Genomic DNA, 22,599 nt, shown 5'->3' with positions numbered 1-22,599 from the left:
ACTTAAATCACCTTTTTTTGAAACTTTTCTTGATAAACAAACTTTCCTAAGTCAAACACATTCTTTAAAAATTTGTTTTCTATAAGTTCGAAACTGGTGTTGATTGATTTTTCTATTAAAATATCTGTTTTTTCGAAAGATTCAGAAGTATCATCTAACCAAAATTGTATGGTTAAATAAAGTTGAATCCAAGCAGATTCGTTAATGAATTTTCTTTGTACTTTTTCTAAACCATCAATAGGTAAAATGCTTTCAGATAAATCTAAATGATCTACAAAAGCAATAAAATTTTTCTTTAAACCAGAAAGTGCTCCAAAGGATTTTAATTTGTTTTTACATCCTTTTAATGCGATTAAAACGTATTCTCTATTAAGGTTTAGATTCTCGAAAAATGTAAAATATAAACTAATGAGTTTGTTTTTTTTATCAAAAGCAAGAAACTCCTCACTTTCATTTAAAACGTCTATTGAGTTTTTAAAAAGTTCTTTAAAAACTGTTTTTTCTACATTTTTTAAAGATTTAAAATGGCTGTAAAATTGGTCTTCTTCTAATCGGACACTTTCGCAGAATTCCTCTACATCCGTTGGCTTTTGTTGGTTTTCTACAACAAAATCCATGTACATTGTTAGGACGTCTAATTTAGAAATATTTTTCTTTTTTGTCATATAAAGATTTAAAGTGTAAAAATACGAAACCTTTTGTTGTTTAAAGAAAAACAAGGTATTAAAACAAAAAAACCAAGTTAAAAATTAACTTGGTTTTTATAGAAAGTTGGGAATATTATTTAAGCAAATATTTTGCCTAATCTTTTTTTACCACTAACAAAGTGATTCTTGTAAGATTCTAAAGTGTCAAAAATAATATTTTGCTGATTAGCTAATAATTTTACGCCGCCTTTTAATGCTTTATCAACAACTTGTTGCCACTCACTTGCAACGCTAATCGTCTCTGTAATTGCTTCTTCGGTTGTGTTTAACGCATATTCATTTGCTTTTGTTACAGATGTTTTTGCAGTTTTTAAAATTGTCTTAATTTTTTCTGTAAATTTTACTGTGCTTATTTTTCTTGTGGTCATAATAGTATTTTTTTAATGTTGTTATATTTATTATAATGCTCCTTTTAACGCCAATGTTGCTTGTGCTTTCCAACCTTCAAGATCATAAATTTTGGCATTGATTCCTGCACCATTTAGTAGCTTCGTTAGGTCTTCAATCGTCATTTTTGAAATTTGATCGTACGACGTAATGTTCAATTCATTTAAGTTTTTTTCCAAAACCGGACCAATACCTTTAATAACTTTTAAATCATTGATAACATCCGTTTTTACAACAATTACTTTTTCTACGATTTCTAATTTCTTAGCGACTACTTTCTTTTTTGTAGGTGCCTTTTTTGCTACTACTTTTTTAATTGGAGCGTTTTTTGGTTCAGTAAAGGCGCTTACTTTTTCTTTCACGTCATCCAATATATCTTCTGTATAATCTTCGATCTTATCTTTTACATTTTCAATTGTTTCAGAGATATTCTTTTTTAATTTAGAAGACATTTTTTCTGCTTTCTTTACTAATTTATTATTTGCAACTTCTTTCTCAATCTTGTTCTTCATCGCTTCAGCTTTCTCAACTAAAGGATTTTTAGAGATCATTTTTTTTGCGTTTTCAACCATTTTTGGGTCATAGCCAACTAATGTTTTTAAACGTTCTGTACTATTTTCTAACTGACCTTTAATAGATTCGGCAGTTTCAACAACCATATTAATTTGTTGTTTTGTTAAAGGTTCTGCTTTCTTTATTAATTTAGCTGTTAATTTTTGCCATTTTTCACCGGTTTTTACGGTAGTTTCAATAGCGTTGAAAGAAGCATCAATTAAATCAGTATTAATTTTTTTAACGATTGCTTTTGCTTTTCCTAGTGTGTTTTCTTTTTTAGTTGTCATAATATGTGTGTTTTAAGTTTTTACTTTTTTATTGGTATTTATGTTGCAAATTTAAGTGATGTAAGTTGCAAATGAGTTACAAACTAGTTTTTGGTAAAAAAGTCTAATGATTTATTAAGCTTTTTCCAAATCATTCCTTTTCCTTTTTCAAGGTTGTTAAAGAAATTATCTTGTTGCTTTGCTGTAAACTTGAAGATGCTTCTTAGTTTTTTGGAAGTTAACTCTTGTAAATTTTCTGCAGTATCAATTGATTTTAAAATCACTTTTTCAGTAGATTTTAGAGCAAAACTGTTTAATTTTAATGTTTTTTCTTTAATATTTGCTTTATAAATTGTTTTCATCTTTTTTAGTTTTAATACTAATTTAATGCAAATTTAGAAAGAGGGAGTTGCAAATGAGTTACAAATACATGCTATGGAAGATTTAAGTTCTTTTGATATAGATTTCACGTATTAAGACCGTTGCAAGGAAGTACCTAATAAAAAGCACAAAAATAACACGTTATTATTTATGTTAAATATATGATTGTAAGTATATTAAGTTGTAAATTTAGTGTATGAAAATACAAAAACAACCAACTTTAGCCGATAGCATTTGTGATTTACGAGCAAGAAAAATTAAAAAGACATTTTTCACCCAAATAAACACCCTTATCGATTGGGATACGATCTCTATCCTAATAAATAATGATTATTTAAAAGGAAAAAGTGCCACTGGCAAGCCTTCTTATGATGGGACATTACTTTTTAAAATGTGTCTTTTACAAAGTTGGTATGGTTTAAGCGATTATGAAGTTGAAGACCGAATAAATGACAGTCTTTCCTTTAGTTATTTTTGTGGGATGACCATTGAACAGGTTGCTCCAGATCATAGTACTTTAAGTAGGTTTAGAACCGCATTAACCAAAACACAAACCTTCGAAAAATTATTTACCTCCATAAACAAACAGCTAGAAGCACATAATATCATTGTAAAAACAGGTTTAATAATAGACGCTAGTGTAATAGATACGCCACTTAGACCAAAAGGAAAAACAAATTTTAAGGTAACCGAAGACCGCTGTGCAGACCAAGTAGAAGTACACAAAGAATATCCAGATAGTGTCGATAAAGAGGGTACTTGGTTAAAGAAAAGAGGAAAGTACCATTTTGGGTTTAAAAAGCATCATGTAACGGATAACGAAGGACTCGTTCTAGGAGTACTAACCACAACTGCCAGCAAAAATGAGATTGCAAATTTGGAGGAAGTTCTAGAAACTGTAAATGTGGTATTACCAAAAGACATCCCTCTAAAGGCAGATAAAGGGTACCAATCAAAGAAAAATGTTGCGATTTTAAAGAAGCGTAATTTAAAGAATCATATCCTTAAAAAGGCGGTAAAAAATAAACCGTTAACAAAATGGGAAACTAGATTCAATAAATTAATAGGAAAAACAAGGTTTAAAGTAGAACGTACTTTTGGAGGAATAAAATTATGGTTTAAAGGTGGAATTGCAAGATACAGAGGGATGAAAAAAATGCATACACAAAATTTGATGGAGGCAATGTGCTATAATTTATATCGAAGTCCAGGGATATTTGCGTCTAATTGTAAAAATTAAGGAAAAATGAAGCCTAAAAAAGGCATTTACTCACTTAAAATAGAAAAAAAATAGCATAATCGATGTTGTAGCTAAAAAAAAGGGAACTCTAAAAAGTAAAAATAATTAAGTTCGCTTTTTGCAACGGTCTTGTATTATATGAACCATGTAAAGTCTTTAATTTTTCTTAGACACGGATTTCACAGATTTTCACGGATGAAACATGTTAAATTGTAAAATAAAATTTAAAATTGATTGGTATTTTTTTTATTCTATCCACAATATTAGAGTTAAGCGAGGGTCTGTGTAATTCGTTAAACCCTTGTCTTTTTTTACAGCAGCAGATTCAACTCAAAGCAACAATCCGCGTAAATCTGTGCAATCCGTGTCTTAAATATTTAATGTATTTCCTCTATCTCTTTCAATAATTTTTTTGTTTCAGGAAGCGGGGAAATTCCATACTCTTCTTCTAAAATCACTTGGCATTTCATATACGTTTTGATCGCTTGAGGTCTGTTGCCTTTAATAATATACGCTTGCATTTGTATTCTGTATGCGTCTTCCCAAGTTGCATCAATAGCCAAAGCATTTTGCGCCAAACGGATACTTTCTAACGGATTTTCTTCTAGTAAAATTTCTGCTAAGGTGATATAAGCGCCTAAAATTAAAAGTTGTGTTTTTTCTCTTTCTTCGGAGGTCCAATCTTCGAAGATTCTGTTGGGTAAATAAGATCCTTTATATAATGCTATTGCAGCTTTATAGGCTATTTTAGAAATAGATTTGTCAACAATAAAAGCTTCATTACCAATAATAATGTATTTTTCTAAGGCTTCGACATCAATCCAAACTTTTTCTAAATCTATTTGGTAACTAACACCTTGTCTTATAATATATTCTGATTCTGTTCTAGAAAGTCTCTCTGGTTCTAAAACTTTATGGATTCCGTGAAGCGCCACTTTAAAATCTCGATCATTCCATTCTTCCCAGAGGCCATCCATAATTTTTTCTTTATGAAGTGCATTTCTTTTTCGATTAGAAACTAAATATTGCAATAATTGAATCGTTTTATCTCTTGCCCATTCTTTACTTTCAATCTTTTGATGATTTCTCCACACACAAAAATGCCCTAAAGTTTCAATGCGAATTTGTGCATCTTTTTGAAAGGCTTGTAATTCTTGTAATTGTTGAAGAGCGTTAAACATAGCGCAACTATTTCTTTTTTATAGCGTCTACTTTTGTAACAAGTTTTGTTATTTCTGATGATAAGCTTTCTATTTGACTTTGAATTTTATTAAAATCAGATCTTGAAGCATTTCTCCATTGATCAATTTGCACTTTCTCTGATATTTCTTCGCTAAATGTGCTTATTTTATCTTGAAGTTCATCTTGTAAATGTATAAACTGTTTTTTAGGATCTTTTAAGGTGTCTCTAATTACTTTTGGACCAAAATCCCTAATGGTTTTCCACATAGAATAGCTTTTTTTAAGAATACTTTCTTGTTCCTCAGTAGTTTGATGTTTTGTAGCTTCTTCCGTTAATTCGCCTAACTTTTGCTGCATAAAAAGTAAGGCATCGTTAAAATCTGAAAATCTTTTCTCATCACCATCTTGAATATGAGAAATCTTACCACGCCATTGCAGTTTAGATTCGCCATTTTCTTCAAAGATTCGTTGGTTAAAACGAACCATAAAAGAGGCTGTTTGGTCTTGTTTTTTTGTCATGACTTTAATTTTAACCCGGTTCTTTTTCAGAGCCAGTTTCGTATTTTAATAAACCTTTAAAAGCATCATTTACGTTGTTACCTTCGTAGAGAACTTTGTAAATTTCTTTGGCAATTGGCATATCAATTTTATAATGTTTAGCTAGTTCCATAACTACTTTTACTGTTTTTACACCTTCAGCAACTTCGTCCATTTCGCTAATAATTTGATCTAAGCTCTTGCCTCTTCCTAATTGAAAACCAACATGATGATTTCTACTTTTGGTGCTAGAACACGTTGCAACTAAATCGCCCATTCCTGCTAAACCAGAAAAAGTACTTTTTTTACCACCCATCGCAATTCCTAATCGGGTAAGTTCTGCTAAACCTCTAGTTATAATTGCAGCGCGTGTATTATCTCCAGCATTTGAACCATCTCCCATTCCTGTGGCGATTGCATAAATGTTTTTTAAAGCACCGCCTAACTCACACCCAATAACGTCATCATTTGTGTACACACGAAATAAACCCGAACTAAATACCGACTGTAAACTTTGTGCAATTGAATGATCCACCATTGCAATTACTGCAGCGGCGGCTTTTCCAAAATGAATTTCTTTAGCTAAATTAGGACCTGTTAAAACACCAATTGGATGACCAGGCATTAATTCTTCAATTATTTCTGTCATTCGCATTTTGGTGCTAATTTCCAATCCCTTTGCTAAATTTATGATGGGAACCCAAGGTCTAATATGTGGTTTTGCTTCTTCTAAAACTTCACGGAAACTTTGTGAAGGAACACCCATAACAATAACATCTGCATGTTCAACCGTTTCTTTTATAGAAACGGATGCTCTTAAAGAATGTGTTAATTTAGCATTAGGTAAATATTTGCTATTTGTGTGATGCTCATTAATTTCATCGACTATTTCTTGGTTTCTTGCCCAAATAATTGTGAGGCTATTTTTTGCAGTTAAGGAGGCAACAGTTGTTCCCCAAGAACCGCCGCCCAATAATCCAACTTTTAATTTCATAATTTTAGTTTTATTAGTTCTCTAATTCCTTTAAAAATAAGTTTCTAACTTCTTCAACATAGCTATCTATGTATTTTGGTTTCCATTCAGAAGTGTCTACAGGATCTAAAACCACTACTTCAATATGTGTAGGTTTAAATATTTTACTTCCTTTTGGCATTGCCATATATGCGTTTTTAATAACAATTGGCACAATTGGAACGCCACCTTTTATCGCTAAGTGAAAAGCACCTTTTTTAAATTTCCCTAAAGTTTTACTTCCACTTCTTGTGCCTTCTGGAGCAATGGCAACTGATGTTCCTTTTTTTAGGATTTCTGAAGCATTTTTCATTGATTCTAACGCTTTATCTTTGTCAGTTCTATCTATAAATATTGCGCCCATTGCTTTAAATAGTGGGCCAAAAGGAGTCATTTCTAATTCTTTTTTTGCGATACCAGTAACATCTTTTCTTAATAATTTTAAAATGATAAAAAAGTCTGCAGACGATTGATGATTAAAACAAAAAACTGCTGGTCTATGATCTTCTAAATTATGTTTATTTTTTACAACAATATCTAAACCGGCCAATCTAGTTCCTAAATCTCCAATACTAGAAATGGTTGCGTTTATACCTTCTTTATGAGATAATGATAAGGTTCCTTTTAGAATCCCTTTTAATGCAGATGGGTATAAACTTGCAGCAGCTAAGCCAGTTCTTAATCCGTTAACCAAAGGTTTTCTTTTGTTTTCTTTAAAACGAAGAATTTTCCAATCGTTTTCAAAAGCCAATTGTGATAATTTAGTATCAGGATTTGTAGCAATTGGTTTGCCTACAATTTCTAATAAAGGATAATCGTCAATACTATCGGTGTAGAAAAAACTTTTTGATAAATCGATGTTATTAGATTTTGCAAATTTTCTACCAGCCCTCGCTTTTCCTTCTTGCCAACACATTTCTGAAATGATTCCCGTAAATTTTCCTTTTCTAACTTCCATTTCTGTACAGAAAATATCTTTGATACCAAGCTCATTTGCAATTGGTGTAATTTGATAACGCGTTGCGGCAGAAATAATAACGACTTGATGTCCTCTTTTTACATGAGATGCAATTAATGCAATTGCCTCAGGATAAATAGTGTTTGCCAAGTGTTCTTGGTATACTTCTTCACCTAAATCTATAAATTGTTTTTCTTTGATACCTTTTACGCCCAAAGCAGAAATTTTTGTAAGCATTTCAAAATCCCTATTGCCTGCTGCATATACTAAAACGGTAGCAAATTGAGAAAGCAATTCTTTGACAGTGGATTTACCACTTAATAAGCGAGATTTTAAAAATTGTTTAGCAGAAAAATCATTGATTAACGTTCTATCTAAATCAAAAAATGCTGCAATATGCGGGCCTTCTTCATCCTCTAAAACATCTTCAGAAATACTGTTTAATTCGGCACCAGGAACAACTTCACTCTCCTCTTTTCTTTTACTGATTAATTTCTTCGTATTTACAATTTCTAATTTTTGTAAAAATCGCAAACGTTCCGTAAGATTTTCTAGCAAATCCATCCAGACATCTAATTCCTTGATATCTATTTTTTTATCAAACGGAGTTAGTTTACTGTTTTTTGCCAAACGCAAAGCACTCACTAAAAAGGGCGTAGATAAACTGTCTAATCTGCTAATTCTATTCTGCCAATGCAATTCTCTTCCTTTAAAAAGACACAATTGTATAAAATCTTCATCTGTAAATTCATCTTCTAAATCCCAAGAATGTAAAGTTTGGCAGACTACTTTGTTGGCTTCTAAATAGATTAATAACAATCCTTTAGAAACAAACATTTCTTGTCTTGCCAATAATCCGTTTATATCTCCTTTTGGGTTACTAATAATTGCTCTCCAATTTTTATCAAACAACGATAATTCGGCTTCAATTTCACTGCTAAACTTCGGTTTATTTGTATAGAAAAATTCGAATTTAAACAAGTTTCTTAAACGCATAATTTCTGTCCAAAAAGAAAGAATCCTATTGGGAGAATCTTCATCCTTAATTTGAACCAAAGCCATTTCTATAAAAGCTCTGTGATACAAATGTGCAGAAGCCATGTTTGCATAATAGGTTGCTGACAAAAACTCAGAGGAAGTTAAACTATACTGTGTTTTATAGCCTGCTTTATTTTTTTGAATAATGCCTGAACTTTGTAATAAATTTAAAGCTTTTTGCACCGATGCACCAATGCTTTTTCCTCGTTCAATTAAAACATCTTTTTTACGTTGTTCAATATAATTCATTAGTTGAATAACGCTAATTTCTATCTCATTTTTAGTAAGTGAAAAATTGTTTAATAGTACATTACAAACCAGTGATACAGTCGTTACTGGTGTTATCATATTTGCATTATGAATCAATTCAAAAGCAAAACGCGGCAATGTGTTTGTGTCTGAATAACTGTCTTCTTCAATATCCGGTATGATGGCATTTTGGTGATCGCCGGCATCTACAGGCTCACCAAATCGAATCGCTGCCTTGCCATATTCATTTCCTAGCTTTTTAAAGTAGTTGATAAAAGTACTAATATTTTCAGATTTTTTTGCGACTCCTTTGCCTTCTTCAGTCATTTCTTTAACATCCGGAATTAAATCATACACAATAGAAACGGGTACATATTTTATATTTCGTGTGCTTTCTTTTTCACCTTCCATGATGTATTTTAAAATCCCCATTTGAGGATAGACAATCTTACCTGTTCTAGAGCGCGTGCCTTCGATATTCCAAGTTAAATGATCGCCATTTTCTATCATGCAAGAAATATAATGTCTTAAAGCAGCTTTGTAAATTTGGTCTTCTTTAAAACTTCTTCGGATAAAAATTAAACCAGATTTTTTCCCCAATTGTTTAAAACCAGGAACAGCAAGATTGATGCCTCCAAAAGTATACGGAATTGGCATTCCATATCTAGCTAAAGTGGTTACTAAAACAACAGTATCTAAATAGGTTTTGTGTGTTAAAATAAACGCAACAGAGTTTTGTCGCATTAATTTCATCAATTTTTTTATTTCTTTAGGATCAATATCTATTTTGTTATTGTACGCTTTAGACATCATAAATTGAAACCCTTTTAGAGACAACATGTTTGCAATAGGATGCTGTTGAGAATACAATTCTGCAATACAATCAGCTCCTTGTTTTTGAATTTCAGAAAATTCAATTTCTTGAGCTGTTGCAATTTCTTGAAGCTTTTCTTGAAATTTAGGATGCTCTATAATATTTTGTAAACGATGTTCCATACTTAACTAAAAAAGAGGTTTGTAAATTTTGATATTCCTTTTTGTTCCCAGAATTTAGGGAAAAATAAACTTTCAACCTTAGTCATGATACCTTTTGGTTTTTTACCTGTAATATTCGTGTTTAAAGAATTGGCTACGGTTAATAAAACGGATGCATTCGCACCCATTCCACAATGACTTCCAAAAACTTCGATATTTTTTATATCTTTTCTTAATGTTTCAGCTTCCATACAATGTTTCCAAGGCAAAAGACCGTCGGTTTTTGTGTAAATACAGGTCACGGGTACATCTGGAATTTCTTCTAATTCTTTAATAAATTTATCATTTCTTTCCTTTAATTTTCGTCCTCTTAAAAATTCTAAAGACCTAACTACAGGGGTTTTCATGTTTTTAACGCCCCAAACAGGAGAACCAATTGTAATTAATTGTTCTACTTTATCAGGATGTCTGTTCGCAATTATTTTTGCAAAAATTCCTCCGCCACTCCAGCCAACAAGACTTACTTTTTCCTGATGTTTTTCAAAGATTTCGTCTAACTTTTCTATCAATTTTGGTAATGATTTTGAGTTAATCATATTTACCCCAAGCTCCCATTTATACGTTTTAAAACCAACAGATTTAAGGTAATTTCTTACAAAAGTGGTAGATAAATCATTTCCTAAATAAGGCGGCATTAATAAAACGGGTCTATTTTTACTCGCTTTGTGCTTTGGTATAAAAGGATAAATACCAAACATAGAAACCCATTCTACAACAGATCTCGTTTCTAAAATCACATTAAATAATGGAGGAGATTCTATTCTTGTATTTATTTCTTCAATCTTTTCTTTGAAGGCGATTAGCACTTGATTTGCAATGTCATCGGTACCTTTTTTAGTTGCCTTTACTTTGCTTATTCTATCTAAAACAATAATTAAAGTTACATAATCTCTATCAGGTCCAAAATCTTCGCAAACAGATATACATTCGTCTAATAGTGTATGGATCTCTTTTTTTATTAGTTTACGTTCATCAATAAGGCCAACAATCATTTTTTCAAAAGGGTGTAGTTCAAACTTTAGAATAACGATTTCCTTTGCTTTTTTTAAAGTCATGCCTTTAGACATGGCAAGTTTTAGGGCAAGTTTTGTAAAGGATGTATAGAGCGTTTTGTTGTTTTCCATTTTTCTAATTTATACCTTAATTCTATCATTTAGCCAATTAATGACATCTTGTTCAACGTCATTTTTATTAATTTCATTCAGCATTTCATGTCTACCACCTTCGTAAAGTTTTAGCGTTAGATTTTTAATGCCCGCTTTCTCATATGCATTTGCCACTTTTTTGACTCCTTTTCCCATTTCTCCAACTGGATCTTTATCGCCCGAAAAAATTAAAATAGGCAAGTCTTTTGGCGTGCTTTCAAAAGTTTGAATTTTATTAATCTTCTTAGTCCCTTTCAAGATATCTCGAAAAACACTTAAAGAAAAATCTTCAATTCTTAACGGATCGGCTTCAAACAAATCTACCTGACGCGCATCACTACTGATCCAATCTACTTTTGTTCTGTTCGGTTTAAATTTCTTATTGAATTGTGTAAAGAACAGCTTTTTTAATAACTCGTTACTTCTATGTTTGCCATTAATTTTGCCTAAAATGTCTGCGCTAAAAAGGCCCACAGGCCCCAAACCTTTCATAAAACTTGCCGTTCCGGATAAAATTAACGCTTCTAAATCAGCACCATATTTGGTAGTATATTCTCTACTCAATAAAGAACCCATACTATGACCAAACAAAATTATTTTTTTATTTGGATGTTCTTTTTGGATGATTTCTGTAAGTTGGCGCATATCATTTAAAGCATCCAAAAAATAATTATCACCATCATAATAGCCTAAATAATCATGACTTTTCACTGATTTTCCATGAGCTCTATGGTCGTTTGCATAGACTTCAAAACCTTCATTTTGTAATTTTTCTGCTATTGGATGGTACCTGCCTGCGTGTTCACCAACCCCATGAGCAATTTGTACAATTCCTTTTATAGGGTTGTTTCTATTTGATGGCCATTTGTAATAAAAAATGGTTTCATCATCAATTGTTTTGTATGCACTGGTCGTAAAACTCATTAATTTTTTTCTAAAAATTCAGAAAGTAGTTGCGAGAATTTATCAATGTTCTTTTTAGTACCTGTAAGTTTTACTCTTTCTTGAATGATGGCTTCTTGTAATACTAAATTCTTTTTATAAAGATTGATTAAATTATCATCATCAATTTCAATTTTTACAACAGGTTTTGCAGTTTTTTTCTTTTTAACGGAAACACTTTCTTTTAAAACTGCTAGCTGATAATTGATTTCTGAGTTACCTAAATTTAGATCAAAATCATACAAACCAGTAGCTTTTTGTCTTCGTTTTTCATCTTCATTTAAATACTTTTTAAAAGCCGTAAAAAACACAGAACTTTTAATATTTTGAACTTTTTCAACCGTTTTTTGTTTTTCTTTTGCTAAAATAAGCACTTCTAATTCATTTGCAGATTCTCTAATATATCTAGAAAATTTATCAGCATCTGGCATTGTTTTAGCGTCCGAAGTAGTGGTTATAGAAACCAAACCATTGTAGCTAAATGCGGCTATAATCAATCCAAAGCCGTCTAAAACAGGCGTTAATCCAAAAATACCTACAACTTTATGACCTTTTAAATATAACAGATTTTGTGGTCCAGGAACATTGGTAATGGTAACATTAAAAGGAGGTCTATGAAATTCTTTAATATTGTATTTGCTATACAAACTCGCAGCCAAATTTGCCAGCCCAAAAGGCACAGCGTCTGCCATTTTAGAAAGTGCTTTAGCGCCAACTGCTTTATGTTTAGACTTACCTACACTAGTTTGTTCATATATAAATTCTAAACGCTCTATTGGATTTTTAATATGTGTGCCAATTTTAACGAACATATTAGAAATCTTATTGTTCATCTCGTGTTCTTCACCTTTTACACGAATTGAAATAGGAACATTTGCAACCAAAGGTTGAACGGGTAATTTTTCTCTTTCTTCTAAATATCGTCTAATAGCTCCCGCGCAAATTGCTAAAATTAAATCGTTAACACTAACGTCCATAATTTTGCGCAGTGTGTTAATTCTATCAAAAGATAAAATAGCGGTTCCCCAAGTTCTTTTCGGAGAAACAGATTCGTTAAAAATAGTTTTTGGTGTTGCATATGTACTTTTAAGCGAAGATCTTTTAATTTTTAGCTGGCTATTCATTTTTACTTTTAAGAAAGAATATGCAGTCTCTCCAATTAATTTAGGGACTTTTAAAGGATTTTTAAAAAATCCGTAGGTACTTTTTATGAGTAAACTGATTTCGTCTGGCAAAGGTTCTGGCTCGTAAGGTTTTGGCGGAGAAGGCTTCTTGTTTTTGTCATCTTCGCTTTTATCAAATAAAATACTCATAATGCCAACGCCAGAACTTCCATCAATCATTACATGATGAATTTTAGACACAATGGCAATTGAACCTTTAGGAACTTGAGAAACTTCATCCAAACCTTCAATAAAATCGATAGACCACAAAGGTCTTCTTAAGTCTAAAGGACTGCTAAAAATGGAAGAAGTCATTTCTCTTAAGGTTTTCCAGTTTGCCGGATCAGGAAGTTTTAACCTGTTGATGTGTAAATCAATGTCAAAATTAGGGTCATCTACCCAATAAGGATAGTCTAAATTCAAAGGAACATTTAAAAGTTTCTTTCTGAATTTCGGAATTAAATGTAGTTTTGAGGCTACGATTTCTTTAAAATCATTAAATGCTATAGAACCTTCAACAATTGTTAAGGTGGCAATATGCATAGGACTCGTTGGCGATTCTGCATACAAAAATGTCGCATCTTGACCAGATACTTGTTGCATAGAACTGTCTAAAACTTCTTGTAAAAGATTTTTAATTACCTTATTAGCCATGTATTTCTAAGTTTACGTATTCGGTTTTAGTTGAAAATGAAAGAGAATATATTTTTTTTGAAAAATTTTGCAACTCTGCAAGATAAATAATTTTAGTTACATTTTCTAATATGAAATTGCAGAGTTTTTATCCGATTATCTACAAAAAAAAAGTCTCAAAAAATTAATTTTTTGAGACTTTTAGTATTTGAGCCGATAGAGGGACTCGAACCCACGACCTGCTGATTACAAATCAGCTGCTCTAGCCAGCTGAGCTACATCGGCTTTTATTTTAAGTGCGCAAATTAAATACTAAAACTGAAGTTTAGCAAGATAAAAATGCTTTTTTTTTAAACAAAAGAATTTAAAATTCTTGCAAAGCGGCTTTATAGGTTTTTAAACAGCGTTCTCGCGCTATTTTATGATCTACAATCTCCTTAGAATATGTCAATTCTTGAAAATCTGGAACCCATTTGTTGATGTATTCTAACTTTTTATCAAATTTAAGAATCTGGGTGGTTGGATTAAATATTCTGAAATAAGGTGATGCGTCAACACCTGTGCCTGCCACCCATTGCCAATTGCCAATATTACTAGCTTGCTCGTAATCGTGCAATTTTTCCGCAAAATAAGCTTCGCCCCATCTCCAATCGATCAATAAATGTTTGCATAAAAAACTACCAACCAACATACGTACTCTATTGTGCATAAAACCTGTTTGGTTTAATTCCCGCATGCCCGCATCTACGAGTGGATATCCAGTTTTTCCTTGACACCAAGCCTTGAATTCCTCTTCGTTATTTCGCCATAATATTCTATCGTATTGTGGCTTAAAGCTCTCTTTTGTAGTATGCGGAAAATGCCATAATATTTGCATAAAAAACTCTCGCCAAATCAACTCTTTTAAAAAAGTACTATTACTGCTTTTTGATGCTTTATCAACCATTTTTCTGACGCTGACGGTCCCGAAACGTAAATGAGTTCCTAGTTTTGAAGTGCTATTCTTTGCAGGGAAATTTCTGGTTTCTTGGTAGGTATCAATTAAAGGAGCGTCTATTTTATAAGAGGCTACTTTGATAGAAGATGCTGTGAAGCCAATATCTTCTAAGGATAAAAATTGATGAGTTTCATTTTTGATGAAATTTTCTAACTTTTCTTCCGAACGAAAAAATTGTATTCCTTGAAGTTGAAAAGCTTCTAACCATTTTTTTGAATAGGGTGTGTATACTTTATACGCCGTTCCGTCTTTTTTGACAATTTCATCTCGTTCAAAAATTACTTGATCTTTAAATGTTTTAAAACTGCTATTTTTTGATTCTAATAAATCTGTAATTTCCAAATCTCTTTTAATTGCATACGGCTCATAATCGTGATTTGTAAAAACAGTATCGATGCTATATTTTTCTGATAGATCTTTGAAAATTTCCATTGGTTTGCCATGAAAAACGGAAAGGCTGCTATTAATTTTTAAAAGCTGCTCTTGAATATTTTCTAATTCCTGATGAAGAAACGAAACACGGGAGTCGTCTTTTGGTAATTTATTTAGAATGTCTTCATCAAAAATAAAAATAGGAAGTACTTTTTTATCCGAAGAAAGTGCCTTGAATAATCCACAATTATCGTCTAGACGTAAATCTCTTCTAAACCAAAAAATGTTTATTGCTGTTTTCATGTCTTTTATTTTTAGTTTGTTTTTAAAAATAAGAATACCACAAATTCAAAAATTTTAAATCTTCAAAAAGATTTTGAACTCTTGAATTTATGGCAAAAATAATAGTTTTTTATTTTTTATACGCTCCGAAAAGTTCTAGTAATTTTTTTTGTCTGTACGCAAAAATTTCCTCTAATTTTGGTTTTACTATAAAAGGATGTATGAATTGTCCTAAAATTCCTAGCGGAACTTTATAGTCAATAATGTCTTCCATTTCTACGCCACCGTCAATTTCTTTGATAAAATGTTTGTGATGCCACAATGCATAAGGTCCGTACATTTGCTCATCAACAAAATATTTTTTGTCTTCTATATGTGTAATTTCTGAAACCCATTTTGTTTTTATTCCAAGAATTGGGGTAACAATATATTGTATAATTTGGCCCGTGTATAAAGGTCTGTCAATAGTAGAAATAATATTGAAGCTCATATAATCTGGCGTAATTATTTTTAAGTTTTTCGGATTTGACAAAAAGTCCCAAGCTTGATCTAAGGTGATTGGTAATTTTTGTGTTTTATGAAGGGTGTATATTTTCATGTTAATTATGAACTAAAATATATAGATTTAAAGACGTTGCAATGCACAGCCAAATCATATAAGGTAAAAGTAAATATTTATAATTACCTACTTTTTCACTGAATTTAAAGAAATAGATAAATAGGAGTGAGGTCAACAGCGTAATTGTTATGAAGCCAACTAAAACTAAATGCTGATTAAAGAAAATAAAGTTCCAACTTACGTTTAAAATAAACTGAATTAGAAAAATAATTGTATTCTTTTGAGAATTGTTGTCTAAAAATAGTTTCCCTAAATAGATCGAAAAACAACTCATTATCAAAGTCCAAGCAATGCCAAATACAATTCCTGGCGGCGTCCAAGGCGCTTGATTTAAATTCGTATACCAATCTGTTAAAGGTCCATTATCCATTAACCAACTTCCAATTGCTAAACCACCAAAATTGAGTATTAAAAATAAAATGGTTAAACGAAGTTGTTTCATTATTTTGATTGAATTTCTTCTATCTTTTTCAGAATGGCATCCGCTTCAAAATATTTTTGATCACTATCGCTTCTATTAACAGATTGTAGTTTATAAGCTTCTTCCATTAATTTTTTATAAGAATCTTGTAGTTTGTCAACTTCAGATTTCTTTTTAAATAAATTAAACATATTTTTTTATTTTAAGTATTTTGTAATTTTTGTACTTAATGGTTTTGTGAGTGAGAAATAATAATCAATCAAATTACCTTCTGTATCCACAAAGTATTTTTGAAAGTTCCATTTTACTGAAGAGCTTTTCTTATCATTCATTTCTTTGCTAGTAAGCCACGTATATAAAGGGTGCTGATGGTCTCCTTTTACGTCAATTTTTTCGGTCATTAAAAAAGAAACACCGTAGTTTACTTGGCAAAATTCTTGAATTTCATCTGCATTTCCTGGTTCTTGTTTTCCAAACTGATTGCAAGGAACTCCGATAACAACTAAGTTGTCTTTATACGTCGCGCTTAAAGTTTCTAAATCTTCGTACTGAGGTGTAAATCCGCATTTAGAAGCAACATTTACAAATAGGATGTATTTATTTTTAAAGTCAGATAGTTTTATAGGGTTGCCTTGCAAACTATCAATTTTAATATCGTAAAGATTCATTTGTTTGAGGATTAAGGTTAGATTTTGAAGCTTACAATTCCGCAATCCAGTTCAAAGATTTGACCAGAAATAGAACGCGCTTTATCAGAAATTAAAAAAGTAGCCATGTCTGCCACTTCTTGCGGAGCTAAGAACTTTTTAAGAGGATGACGTTCCGTAATGCTCTCAATCATTCTTTCGTTTCTCAATAATTTTGATGCCAAATCTGTATCTGTAACAGTTGGTGCAATTGCGTTAACTCTAATGGTTGGGGCTAATTCTGCACCCAAAGATTTTGCTAGACCTTCTACTGCTGATTTTGCAGCGGCTACACTTGCGTGAAAAGGCATGCCTAATTTAGCTGCAACGGTACTAAATAATAAAATAGACGGATTATTGCCCTTTTTTAGAGCAGGTAAAAAATGTTGAATCGCTTTTACAGCGGAAATAACATTAATCTCATAATCTGTTCTAAAATCATCTAAACTTAATCTAGATATGGGTTTTAAATTGATGCTTCCTGGACAGTAAATAAGAGAATCTATTTCATCAATTTCAGGCAATTCGTCGCTAAGTATGTCGCAAGAAAAATGAGTAAGATTTGTATGAGAAAGTAGCGGAACTGACCTACTTATATTAACTACTTGGTTGGTCTCAACCAAAGATTTAACGATTGCACTTCCAATTCCTTTACTACCTCCAATTACTACTATTTTCTTCATATACTTTTACGGTCTTCCTTTCAAGCGCTTTTCTATTTTCTGTTTTACAGCGGTTAGGCGCTTCATTAGATCCATCATTTCTGGATCTTTATCTGATTTATAAACTTCATTAAGTTCTAGAATAAGTGCTTTTACTTCTCTAGATGCTAAGATTCTGTCGCTAGTTGTTTTGAATGAGAATTTTCTGTTCTCAAACTCTATAGCTCTTTCAATTAAATTCATTTCTTGTTTTTTCCTAAATTTTACCAATCTGTGAATGTAATTATAAAACTTAGAAAATCAAGATAAATTTTAGTTTTTTAAGAGGCTGTAAGTGGTTTTCCTTTTAATCGTTTTTCAATTCTTTGTTTTACAGACGTTAAGCGCTTCATAATGTCCATTATTTTTTTGTCTTTATTCTCTTTGTAAATCTCGTTTAAGCTCAAAATTAAAGATTTTGCTTCTCTTGAAGCCAAAATGCGATCGCTAGTTGTTGGAAATCTCATTTTTCTATTTTCGAACTCTAATGCTTTTTTAATTAATTCCATGGCCTAATAATTTAAAGTGTTTTGTAATTCTGCTATTTTTTCTGGTGTGTTAAAAACACCACCAAAATAAGAAGTTACTGTAGAAGATGTATCGTCTTTTACACCTCTAGATGACACACATAAATGTTTAGCATCTATAATCACAGCAACGTTTTCTGTCTCTAAAATTGCTTTTAATTCCTCTGTAATTTGATTTGTTAAGCGCTCTTGCACTTGTGGTCTTTTTGCATAATACTGTACTATTCTATTTATTTTTGACAAACCAATTACTTTTCCTGATGAGATATAAGCAACATGTGCTTTTCCGATAATTGGCACAAAATGATGCTCGCAATTTGAATAAAACGTGATATTTTTTTCAACCAACATTTGGTTGTATTGGTATTTATTATTAAATAAAGCAACCTTTGGTTTATTTGCAGGGTTTAAGCCAGAAAAGATTTCATCAATATACATTTTTGCAACCCTTTTTGGAGTTCCTTGCAGCGAATCATCAGTTAAGTCTAAGCCCATGACATCCATAATTTGTGAAAAAAGATGTGCAATTTTCTCCTTTTTTACTTCATCAGAAATGTCAAATGCATTTGGTTTCATCGGGGTTTCTAAACCAGTAAATAGGTGGTCATCTCCAATTTCATCAAATGATAAACTGTTAAATCCTTGTGTTTCTCTTTTCATTAATTTGTCTGTAATCATTTTGTTCTTTTTAATGTGCTGTCATTAAGTACCCTAAACTTAAAAGCAAAGCACGTTTTATCTTTTGGATATAGAGTTATTTGATATTGTTCTTTGTCTTGAGCATCTGAATGTTCCTTTTTCAAATACTCTTAATTTTGCGTGCTTGGTTTTTCTTCCTTGCACTCGTTTTCTCCACATTTTGAAGCTTTTTAACTTCATTTCTTTTCTCATTAAATCGATAACTTCTTGTTCTTTCAAACCAAATTGAAGTTTTATTGCTTCAAAAGTAGTCCGGTCTTCCCAAGCCATTTCTATAATTCTATCTATTGCTATGCTATCTAATTCTATCATAAATAGTTTTTAATTGAAAGCTTCATAAAATGAATAATTTTCTTCGTTTTCAGCTTTTAACTGTGAAATTCTGTCAAGAAATCTTTTATTTTCTAAATAAAGGGTATTCGTTTTAAAGCGAACAAAATTTCCATGAGCATGAATACTATAACCATTCGTTTTATAAATGTGCAATTGATAAAACGGAATTGCCCAGCTGTAATTGCTTAATCCTTTATTAATATGAACTAAAATTCCTTTACTTCGGATCTCAATGTTTCCGTAGTTGATGTCATTCACCGCATTGATGATTTTTTTAAAGCCGGTGCTAACATCTTCTATCATCATTCTCTTGGATCCAGTTCCTTTTAGTTTGATGGATTCAATAAAAGTGTAACGCTTACCAATTAAATCATTAATGGTAGTTTCTGCATCTTTGTTTTTATATGTTGTATTATAAATCACATACAAATATACAAAAAATAATAATATGTTTAACCTTATGTGGTAATAGTTAAACAAAGTTTAACAAAATATTATAACTTTTGATATTGAGGTGATTAGCTATTTTTTAGCATTCTATTTCTTTCAGAAATGGTGTGCTTTTTTAAGATTCGTTTATTTTCTGCAATTACAGCTTTATCTTTTTTTAGTTCCCAAAGGATGTCGCTCGCCCTTTTTCTTGCAGATTTGATTTCTACAATGGTATTTGGGTAATTTTCGCCTAGTTTGAAATCGTTAAATAATTCATCTAAGGGAGTCATAATATAAGGTTCGTGTATAAACGGAACTGGTAAATTAGCCAATTCTGGACACCATTTTTTTATAAAAGTAGCATCTGCATCATGCTCTAAACTATTTTTTATAGGATTGTAAATACGCAGTGTATTTATACCTGTTTCGCCAGAACCCATTTGCAATTGTGGAAAATGAATACCAGGTTCAAAATCTAAAAATAATTTTGACAAATGTTGTGAGGCTGCTTGCCAAGGCTGCCATAAAATATGGGTAAAAAAAGAAATCAACATGGCGCGCATTCTAAAATTTAAATATCCAGTTTCTATTAAACAACGCATACTTGCATCAATTAAGGGGAAACCCGTATTTCCTGCTTCCCAAGCTTTTTGATATTCTTCGGATATGCTCTTTTTTAATTTCTGATATCCTTTATTCAGACTCACGTTTTCCATGGTGTGTTCCATTTCAAACTTCTGAATAAAATGTGCTTGCCAGCGCAATCTCGAAACAAATGCACCTAAAGGTTTCGAGTTTTCTGCGTCTTTTACGTCACACGCTTTTTGATAAATTTGACGAATAGAAACATTTCCCCAAGCAATATAAGGCGATAATCGACTGCAACTTTCTCTTGCCAATGCTGGCTTTGAAATGTTAAACATGTATTTTTCATGTCGTTTATCAAAAAAACTATTGGCATATCTCCAACCCATTTTTGAACCTCCTTTTTGAAAAACAGCTTTTTTCGGAGTTTCTAAATCTACAATTTGAAAATATTTTTCTAGTGCAGTAATTTCATTAAAAGAAATAAATTTTTCTGATTTCAGTTCGTTTTTAATTAGATTTTGGGTCATATAATCTTCCCATTTATCAAACCAATCTTCTCTGTTTAACAATCCTCTTAAAACAGCGTTATTCTTATTTTCAATCCAATTTATAGAATTATTTCTGCAATATCTGGTAAAATCTTTGTCTCTATTATAGGTAATTAATAAACCCGTTTCTTGATGAGAAAAAACGCCATTTATTTTATAAGTGTCTAACAATTGATTAAATGCGTTCACAACCTCTGTTTGAACACATAGAATTTTAGTATTGTAATTTTTTAAATCTTCATTAAGATCTCTAATAGATTCTTTTATAAAGTTCCAATGACGCTCATTATAATGTGGGTCTTCTAGTAAAGAATTTTCGAAAACATATAAGAAAAGAGTGCGCTCGTTAGATTGCAAAGCATTGTAAATTGCCTCATTATCTTGTAAACGTAAATCACGTTTTAACCAAACTACATGTATTTCTTCTCTGTTAATATTCATCTAAATTTTCTATTATATGATTTGCTTTCTCTTTAATTTTCGATCTATCTTCGGATGACATTTTGTTTAAAACGCTGTACATCATTTTCATTCTAAAGTTGGATGCCAATTGTGCTTGTTTTTCGTCTAAGAAATTCCAATACAAAGTATTAAACGGACACGCGTCATCTTCAAATTTCTTCGCTTTCTTATACACACACGCATCGCAATAATTACTCATTTTACTGATGTAGCTTCCGCTAGAAACATAAGGTTTTGTAGCTATTTTTCCGCCATCTGCAAACTGACTCATTCCGCGGGTATTTGGCAACTGAACCCATTCAATAGCATCTACATATATACCTAAATACCAAGCATCAATTTCATCTGGATGTACTTGTGCCAAAAGCGCAAAATTACCGGTAATCATTAATCGTTGAATGTGGTGTGCGTAGCCATTATTCAGAGAATTATGAACTGCATTTTTTACACAATTCATTTTCGTTTCCCCTGTCCAAAAGAAGTCTGGTAATTTGTTTTTATTACCAAGAAAGTTTTCTTTTTTATAATCTGGCATAAGCATCCAATACATGCCTCTCATGTATTCTCGCCAACCTAAAATTTGTCTTATAAAACCTTCAACTTGCGATATATCAATGTCATCTTCTTGCTTTCTATAGGTTTCTAAAACCATATCAACTACTTCTTTTGGCGAAATCATTTTTGTATTCATCGCAAAAGAAATTCTGCTATGAAAAAGATATATCTTATCTGTGTGCATCGCATCTTGATAGTCACCAAAATGAACCAATAAATGCTCGCAGAAATAGTCTAATTGAACTAAAGATTGCTTTCTAGAAATAGGATATTCAAAATAAGTAGCATTGATGTTTCCAATCGTTTTTACTCCAGCTTTATCTATATCAGAAATAATAGCAGAAACATTGTTGTCAAAACTAATTTCTTGCGGAATTAAAGCATCTCCTTTCCATTTTTTTCGATTGCTCGCATCAAAATTCCATTTACCGCCTTCTGGCTGTTGATCAATCATTAATATTTGATGTTTTTTACGCATTTGTCGATAAAAATTCTCCATCAAAAATTGCTTTTTCCCTTTAAAAAAAGTTTTTAAATCTGTTCTTTCTGTATAAAAATGTTCTGTTGAATACACCTCAGATTTAATTTTTAAACTCTTAGAAAATTGGCTTAACTGCGCGTCTAACCGATATTCATCCGGAGCTAAGTATTCAAATTTCTCGATGTTATTTTCTTCAATTAAAAGCGCTAAATTTTCTACTAAACTTTGTGTATTTTTTGTGTCATTAATATCAAAATAAATAACGGTATGATTTGCTGCTTTTAATTCTTCGGCAAGGTTTCTCATCGCAGCAAAAAAACCAACCACTTTTTGAATGTGATGCGTTACATAATCAGTTTCTTGACGCATTTCAAACAAACAGTAGATTACATTTTCATCAGTTTTTGAAAACCAAGAATGTTCACTATTTAATTGATCTCCTAAAATTAAGCGTAATTTTTTCATC

Annotated in this window: 25 protein-coding genes and 1 tRNA gene; 1 reads left to right on the top strand and 25 read right to left on the bottom strand. The window is 31.4% G+C overall.

The window, feature by feature from the left end:
- Positions 1-2: 2 nt before the first annotated feature.
- From BST83_RS12045 to BST83_RS12030, 4 genes are all read right to left on the bottom strand, one after another.
- Positions 3-665: a TetR family transcriptional regulator C-terminal domain-containing protein gene (locus BST83_RS12045; RefSeq protein WP_104809996.1), complete on the bottom strand. Its 663-nt coding sequence runs from the start codon at positions 663-665 to the stop codon at positions 3-5.
- A gap of 119 nt (positions 666-784) precedes the next feature.
- A complete protein-coding gene (locus BST83_RS12040; protein ID WP_104809995.1) occupies positions 785-1,075 on the bottom strand; it encodes a hypothetical protein in 291 nt (96 codons plus the stop codon).
- A 30-nt stretch (positions 1,076-1,105) separates the two neighbouring features.
- Positions 1,106-1,936, bottom strand: coding sequence for a helix-hairpin-helix domain-containing protein (locus tag BST83_RS12035; RefSeq protein ID WP_104809994.1), 831 nt, complete (start codon positions 1,934-1,936; stop codon positions 1,106-1,108).
- Positions 1,937-2,019: 83 nt separating this feature from the next.
- Entirely contained in the window at positions 2,020-2,277 is a 258-nt protein-coding gene (locus tag BST83_RS12030; protein ID WP_104809993.1) for a hypothetical protein, read from the bottom strand.
- A 215-nt stretch (positions 2,278-2,492) separates the two neighbouring features.
- Between BST83_RS12030 and BST83_RS12025 the strand changes: the two genes are divergently transcribed.
- Positions 2,493-3,536 carry an IS5 family transposase gene (locus BST83_RS12025; protein ID WP_104808182.1) on the top strand — a complete coding sequence of 348 codons (1,044 nt, stop codon included), beginning with the start codon at positions 2,493-2,495 and terminating at the stop codon, positions 3,534-3,536.
- A 377-nt stretch (positions 3,537-3,913) separates the two neighbouring features.
- Here the strand turns inward: BST83_RS12025 and BST83_RS12020 are convergent, their stop codons facing one another.
- From BST83_RS12020 to BST83_RS11920, 21 genes are all read right to left on the bottom strand, one after another.
- Positions 3,914-4,717, bottom strand: coding sequence for an AfsR/SARP family transcriptional regulator (locus BST83_RS12020; RefSeq protein WP_104808323.1), 804 nt, complete (start codon positions 4,715-4,717; stop codon positions 3,914-3,916).
- A 7-nt stretch (positions 4,718-4,724) separates the two neighbouring features.
- Positions 4,725-5,237: a hypothetical protein gene (locus tag BST83_RS12015; RefSeq protein WP_104808322.1), complete on the bottom strand. Its 513-nt coding sequence runs from the start codon at positions 5,235-5,237 to the stop codon at positions 4,725-4,727.
- A gap of 10 nt (positions 5,238-5,247) precedes the next feature.
- Complete coding sequence (locus BST83_RS12010) at positions 5,248-6,249, bottom strand: NAD(P)H-dependent glycerol-3-phosphate dehydrogenase (protein ID WP_104808321.1); 1,002 nt, start codon at positions 6,247-6,249, stop codon at positions 5,248-5,250.
- Positions 6,250-6,262: 13 nt separating this feature from the next.
- A complete protein-coding gene (locus BST83_RS12005; RefSeq protein WP_104808320.1) occupies positions 6,263-9,508 on the bottom strand; it encodes an HAD-IB family hydrolase in 3,246 nt (1,081 codons plus the stop codon).
- A 2-nt stretch (positions 9,509-9,510) separates the two neighbouring features.
- Positions 9,511-10,671: an alpha/beta hydrolase family protein gene (locus BST83_RS12000; RefSeq protein ID WP_104809992.1), complete on the bottom strand. Its 1,161-nt coding sequence runs from the start codon at positions 10,669-10,671 to the stop codon at positions 9,511-9,513.
- 9 nt (positions 10,672-10,680) lie between these two features.
- Entirely contained in the window at positions 10,681-11,616 is a 936-nt protein-coding gene (locus tag BST83_RS11995) for an alpha/beta hydrolase (RefSeq protein WP_104808319.1), read from the bottom strand.
- Positions 11,616-13,451, bottom strand: coding sequence for a WS/DGAT/MGAT family O-acyltransferase (locus tag BST83_RS11990; RefSeq protein ID WP_104809991.1), 1,836 nt, complete (start codon positions 13,449-13,451; stop codon positions 11,616-11,618). Before BST83_RS11990 ends, BST83_RS11995 begins: the two co-directional genes overlap by 1 nt.
- A gap of 190 nt (positions 13,452-13,641) precedes the next feature.
- Positions 13,642-13,715: transfer RNA gene (locus tag BST83_RS11985), tRNA-Thr, on the bottom strand.
- Positions 13,716-13,794: 79 nt separating this feature from the next.
- Positions 13,795-15,102 carry a cryptochrome/photolyase family protein gene (locus BST83_RS11980; RefSeq protein ID WP_104809990.1) on the bottom strand — a complete coding sequence of 436 codons (1,308 nt, stop codon included), beginning with the start codon at positions 15,100-15,102 and terminating at the stop codon, positions 13,795-13,797.
- 109 nt (positions 15,103-15,211) lie between these two features.
- Positions 15,212-15,679, bottom strand: coding sequence for an SRPBCC family protein (locus BST83_RS11975; RefSeq protein WP_104809989.1), 468 nt, complete (start codon positions 15,677-15,679; stop codon positions 15,212-15,214).
- A gap of 1 nt (position 15,680) precedes the next feature.
- Positions 15,681-16,142: a TspO/MBR family protein gene (locus BST83_RS11970; RefSeq protein WP_104809988.1), complete on the bottom strand. Its 462-nt coding sequence runs from the start codon at positions 16,140-16,142 to the stop codon at positions 15,681-15,683.
- Positions 16,142-16,312 carry a Lacal_2735 family protein gene (locus BST83_RS11965; protein ID WP_104809987.1) on the bottom strand — a complete coding sequence of 57 codons (171 nt, stop codon included), beginning with the start codon at positions 16,310-16,312 and terminating at the stop codon, positions 16,142-16,144. The genes BST83_RS11970 and BST83_RS11965 overlap by 1 nt, the downstream gene beginning before the upstream one ends.
- 6 nt (positions 16,313-16,318) lie before the next feature.
- Positions 16,319-16,789, bottom strand: coding sequence for a glutathione peroxidase (locus BST83_RS11960; RefSeq protein WP_104809986.1), 471 nt, complete (start codon positions 16,787-16,789; stop codon positions 16,319-16,321).
- A 17-nt stretch (positions 16,790-16,806) separates the two neighbouring features.
- On the bottom strand, positions 16,807-17,490 hold the full coding sequence (locus tag BST83_RS11955) for an SDR family NAD(P)-dependent oxidoreductase (RefSeq protein WP_104809985.1): 684 nt from the start codon (positions 17,488-17,490) through the stop codon (positions 16,807-16,809).
- A 6-nt stretch (positions 17,491-17,496) separates the two neighbouring features.
- Positions 17,497-17,712, bottom strand: a complete 216-nt coding sequence (locus tag BST83_RS11950) for a hypothetical protein (protein WP_104810861.1) — start codon at positions 17,710-17,712, stop codon at positions 17,497-17,499.
- 77 nt (positions 17,713-17,789) lie between these two features.
- A complete protein-coding gene (locus tag BST83_RS11945; RefSeq protein WP_104809984.1) occupies positions 17,790-18,017 on the bottom strand; it encodes a hypothetical protein in 228 nt (75 codons plus the stop codon).
- 3 nt (positions 18,018-18,020) lie between these two features.
- A complete protein-coding gene (gene folE / locus BST83_RS11940; protein WP_104809983.1) occupies positions 18,021-18,713 on the bottom strand; it encodes a GTP cyclohydrolase I FolE in 693 nt (230 codons plus the stop codon).
- A gap of 57 nt (positions 18,714-18,770) precedes the next feature.
- Positions 18,771-19,046, bottom strand: a complete 276-nt coding sequence (locus BST83_RS11935) for a TIGR03643 family protein (RefSeq protein ID WP_104809982.1) — start codon at positions 19,044-19,046, stop codon at positions 18,771-18,773.
- A gap of 9 nt (positions 19,047-19,055) precedes the next feature.
- Positions 19,056-19,490 carry a hypothetical protein gene (locus BST83_RS11930; RefSeq protein WP_104809981.1) on the bottom strand — a complete coding sequence of 145 codons (435 nt, stop codon included), beginning with the start codon at positions 19,488-19,490 and terminating at the stop codon, positions 19,056-19,058.
- A 95-nt stretch (positions 19,491-19,585) separates the two neighbouring features.
- Positions 19,586-21,076: a cryptochrome/deoxyribodipyrimidine photo-lyase family protein gene (locus BST83_RS11925; protein ID WP_104809980.1), complete on the bottom strand. Its 1,491-nt coding sequence runs from the start codon at positions 21,074-21,076 to the stop codon at positions 19,586-19,588.
- The gene (locus tag BST83_RS11920) at positions 21,066-22,598 is read right to left on the bottom strand and encodes a cryptochrome/photolyase family protein (protein ID WP_104809979.1); all 1,533 of its coding nucleotides are present in this window, start codon (positions 22,596-22,598) and stop codon (positions 21,066-21,068) included. The genes BST83_RS11925 and BST83_RS11920 overlap by 11 nt, the downstream gene beginning before the upstream one ends.
- Position 22,599: the final 1 nt, after the last annotated feature.

It is taken from the genome of Polaribacter filamentus (genome assembly GCF_002943715.1).
In the GTDB taxonomy this organism is placed as follows: domain Bacteria; phylum Bacteroidota; class Bacteroidia; order Flavobacteriales; family Flavobacteriaceae; genus Polaribacter; species Polaribacter filamentus.
Note: the sequence above shows the minus strand (reverse complement) of the source record. Positions and strands in the feature narration are given on the sequence as shown.

Bases quoted from the DNA above. Each gene is read 5' to 3' on its own strand.
- BST83_RS11955 (WP_104809985.1), bottom strand. From the start codon at position 17,490: ATGAAGAAAATAGTAGTAATTGGAGGTAGTAAAGGAATTGGAAGTGCA.
- BST83_RS11970 (WP_104809988.1), bottom strand. From the start codon at position 16,142: ATGAAACAACTTCGTTTAACCATTTTATTTTTAATACTCAATTTTGGT.
- BST83_RS12000 (WP_104809992.1), bottom strand. From the start codon at position 10,671: ATGGAAAACAACAAAACGCTCTATACATCCTTTACAAAACTTGCCCTA.
- BST83_RS12015 (WP_104808322.1), bottom strand. From the start codon at position 5,237: ATGACAAAAAAACAAGACCAAACAGCCTCTTTTATGGTTCGTTTTAAC.
- BST83_RS12045 (WP_104809996.1), bottom strand. From the start codon at position 665: ATGACAAAAAAGAAAAATATTTCTAAATTAGACGTCCTAACAATGTAC.
- BST83_RS11960 (WP_104809986.1), bottom strand. From the start codon at position 16,789: ATGAATCTTTACGATATTAAAATTGATAGTTTGCAAGGCAACCCTATA.
- BST83_RS12020 (WP_104808323.1), bottom strand. From the start codon at position 4,717: ATGTTTAACGCTCTTCAACAATTACAAGAATTACAAGCCTTTCAAAAA.
- BST83_RS12010 (WP_104808321.1), bottom strand. From the start codon at position 6,249: ATGAAATTAAAAGTTGGATTATTGGGCGGCGGTTCTTGGGGAACAACT.
- folE (WP_104809983.1), bottom strand. From the start codon at position 18,713: ATGATTACAGACAAATTAATGAAAAGAGAAACACAAGGATTTAACAGT.
- BST83_RS11935 (WP_104809982.1), bottom strand. From the start codon at position 19,046: ATGATAGAATTAGATAGCATAGCAATAGATAGAATTATAGAAATGGCT.
- BST83_RS11950 (WP_104810861.1), bottom strand. From the start codon at position 17,712: ATGAATTTAATTGAAAGAGCTATAGAGTTTGAGAACAGAAAATTCTCA.
- BST83_RS12025 (WP_104808182.1), top strand. From the start codon at position 2,493: ATGAAAATACAAAAACAACCAACTTTAGCCGATAGCATTTGTGATTTA.
- BST83_RS11975 (WP_104809989.1), bottom strand. From the start codon at position 15,679: ATGAAAATATACACCCTTCATAAAACACAAAAATTACCAATCACCTTA.
- BST83_RS11945 (WP_104809984.1), bottom strand. From the start codon at position 18,017: ATGGAATTAATTAAAAAAGCATTAGAGTTCGAAAATAGAAAAATGAGA.
- BST83_RS12040 (WP_104809995.1), bottom strand. From the start codon at position 1,075: ATGACCACAAGAAAAATAAGCACAGTAAAATTTACAGAAAAAATTAAG.
- BST83_RS11920 (WP_104809979.1), bottom strand. From the start codon at position 22,598: ATGAAAAAATTACGCTTAATTTTAGGAGATCAATTAAATAGTGAACAT.
- BST83_RS12035 (WP_104809994.1), bottom strand. From the start codon at position 1,936: ATGACAACTAAAAAAGAAAACACACTAGGAAAAGCAAAAGCAATCGTT.
- BST83_RS11925 (WP_104809980.1), bottom strand. From the start codon at position 21,076: ATGAATATTAACAGAGAAGAAATACATGTAGTTTGGTTAAAACGTGAT.
- BST83_RS11990 (WP_104809991.1), bottom strand. From the start codon at position 13,451: ATGGCTAATAAGGTAATTAAAAATCTTTTACAAGAAGTTTTAGACAGT.
- BST83_RS11965 (WP_104809987.1), bottom strand. From the start codon at position 16,312: ATGTTTAATTTATTTAAAAAGAAATCTGAAGTTGACAAACTACAAGAT.
- BST83_RS11980 (WP_104809990.1), bottom strand. From the start codon at position 15,102: ATGAAAACAGCAATAAACATTTTTTGGTTTAGAAGAGATTTACGTCTA.
- BST83_RS12030 (WP_104809993.1), bottom strand. From the start codon at position 2,277: ATGAAAACAATTTATAAAGCAAATATTAAAGAAAAAACATTAAAATTA.
- BST83_RS11995 (WP_104808319.1), bottom strand. From the start codon at position 11,616: ATGAGTTTTACGACCAGTGCATACAAAACAATTGATGATGAAACCATT.
- BST83_RS12005 (WP_104808320.1), bottom strand. From the start codon at position 9,508: ATGGAACATCGTTTACAAAATATTATAGAGCATCCTAAATTTCAAGAA.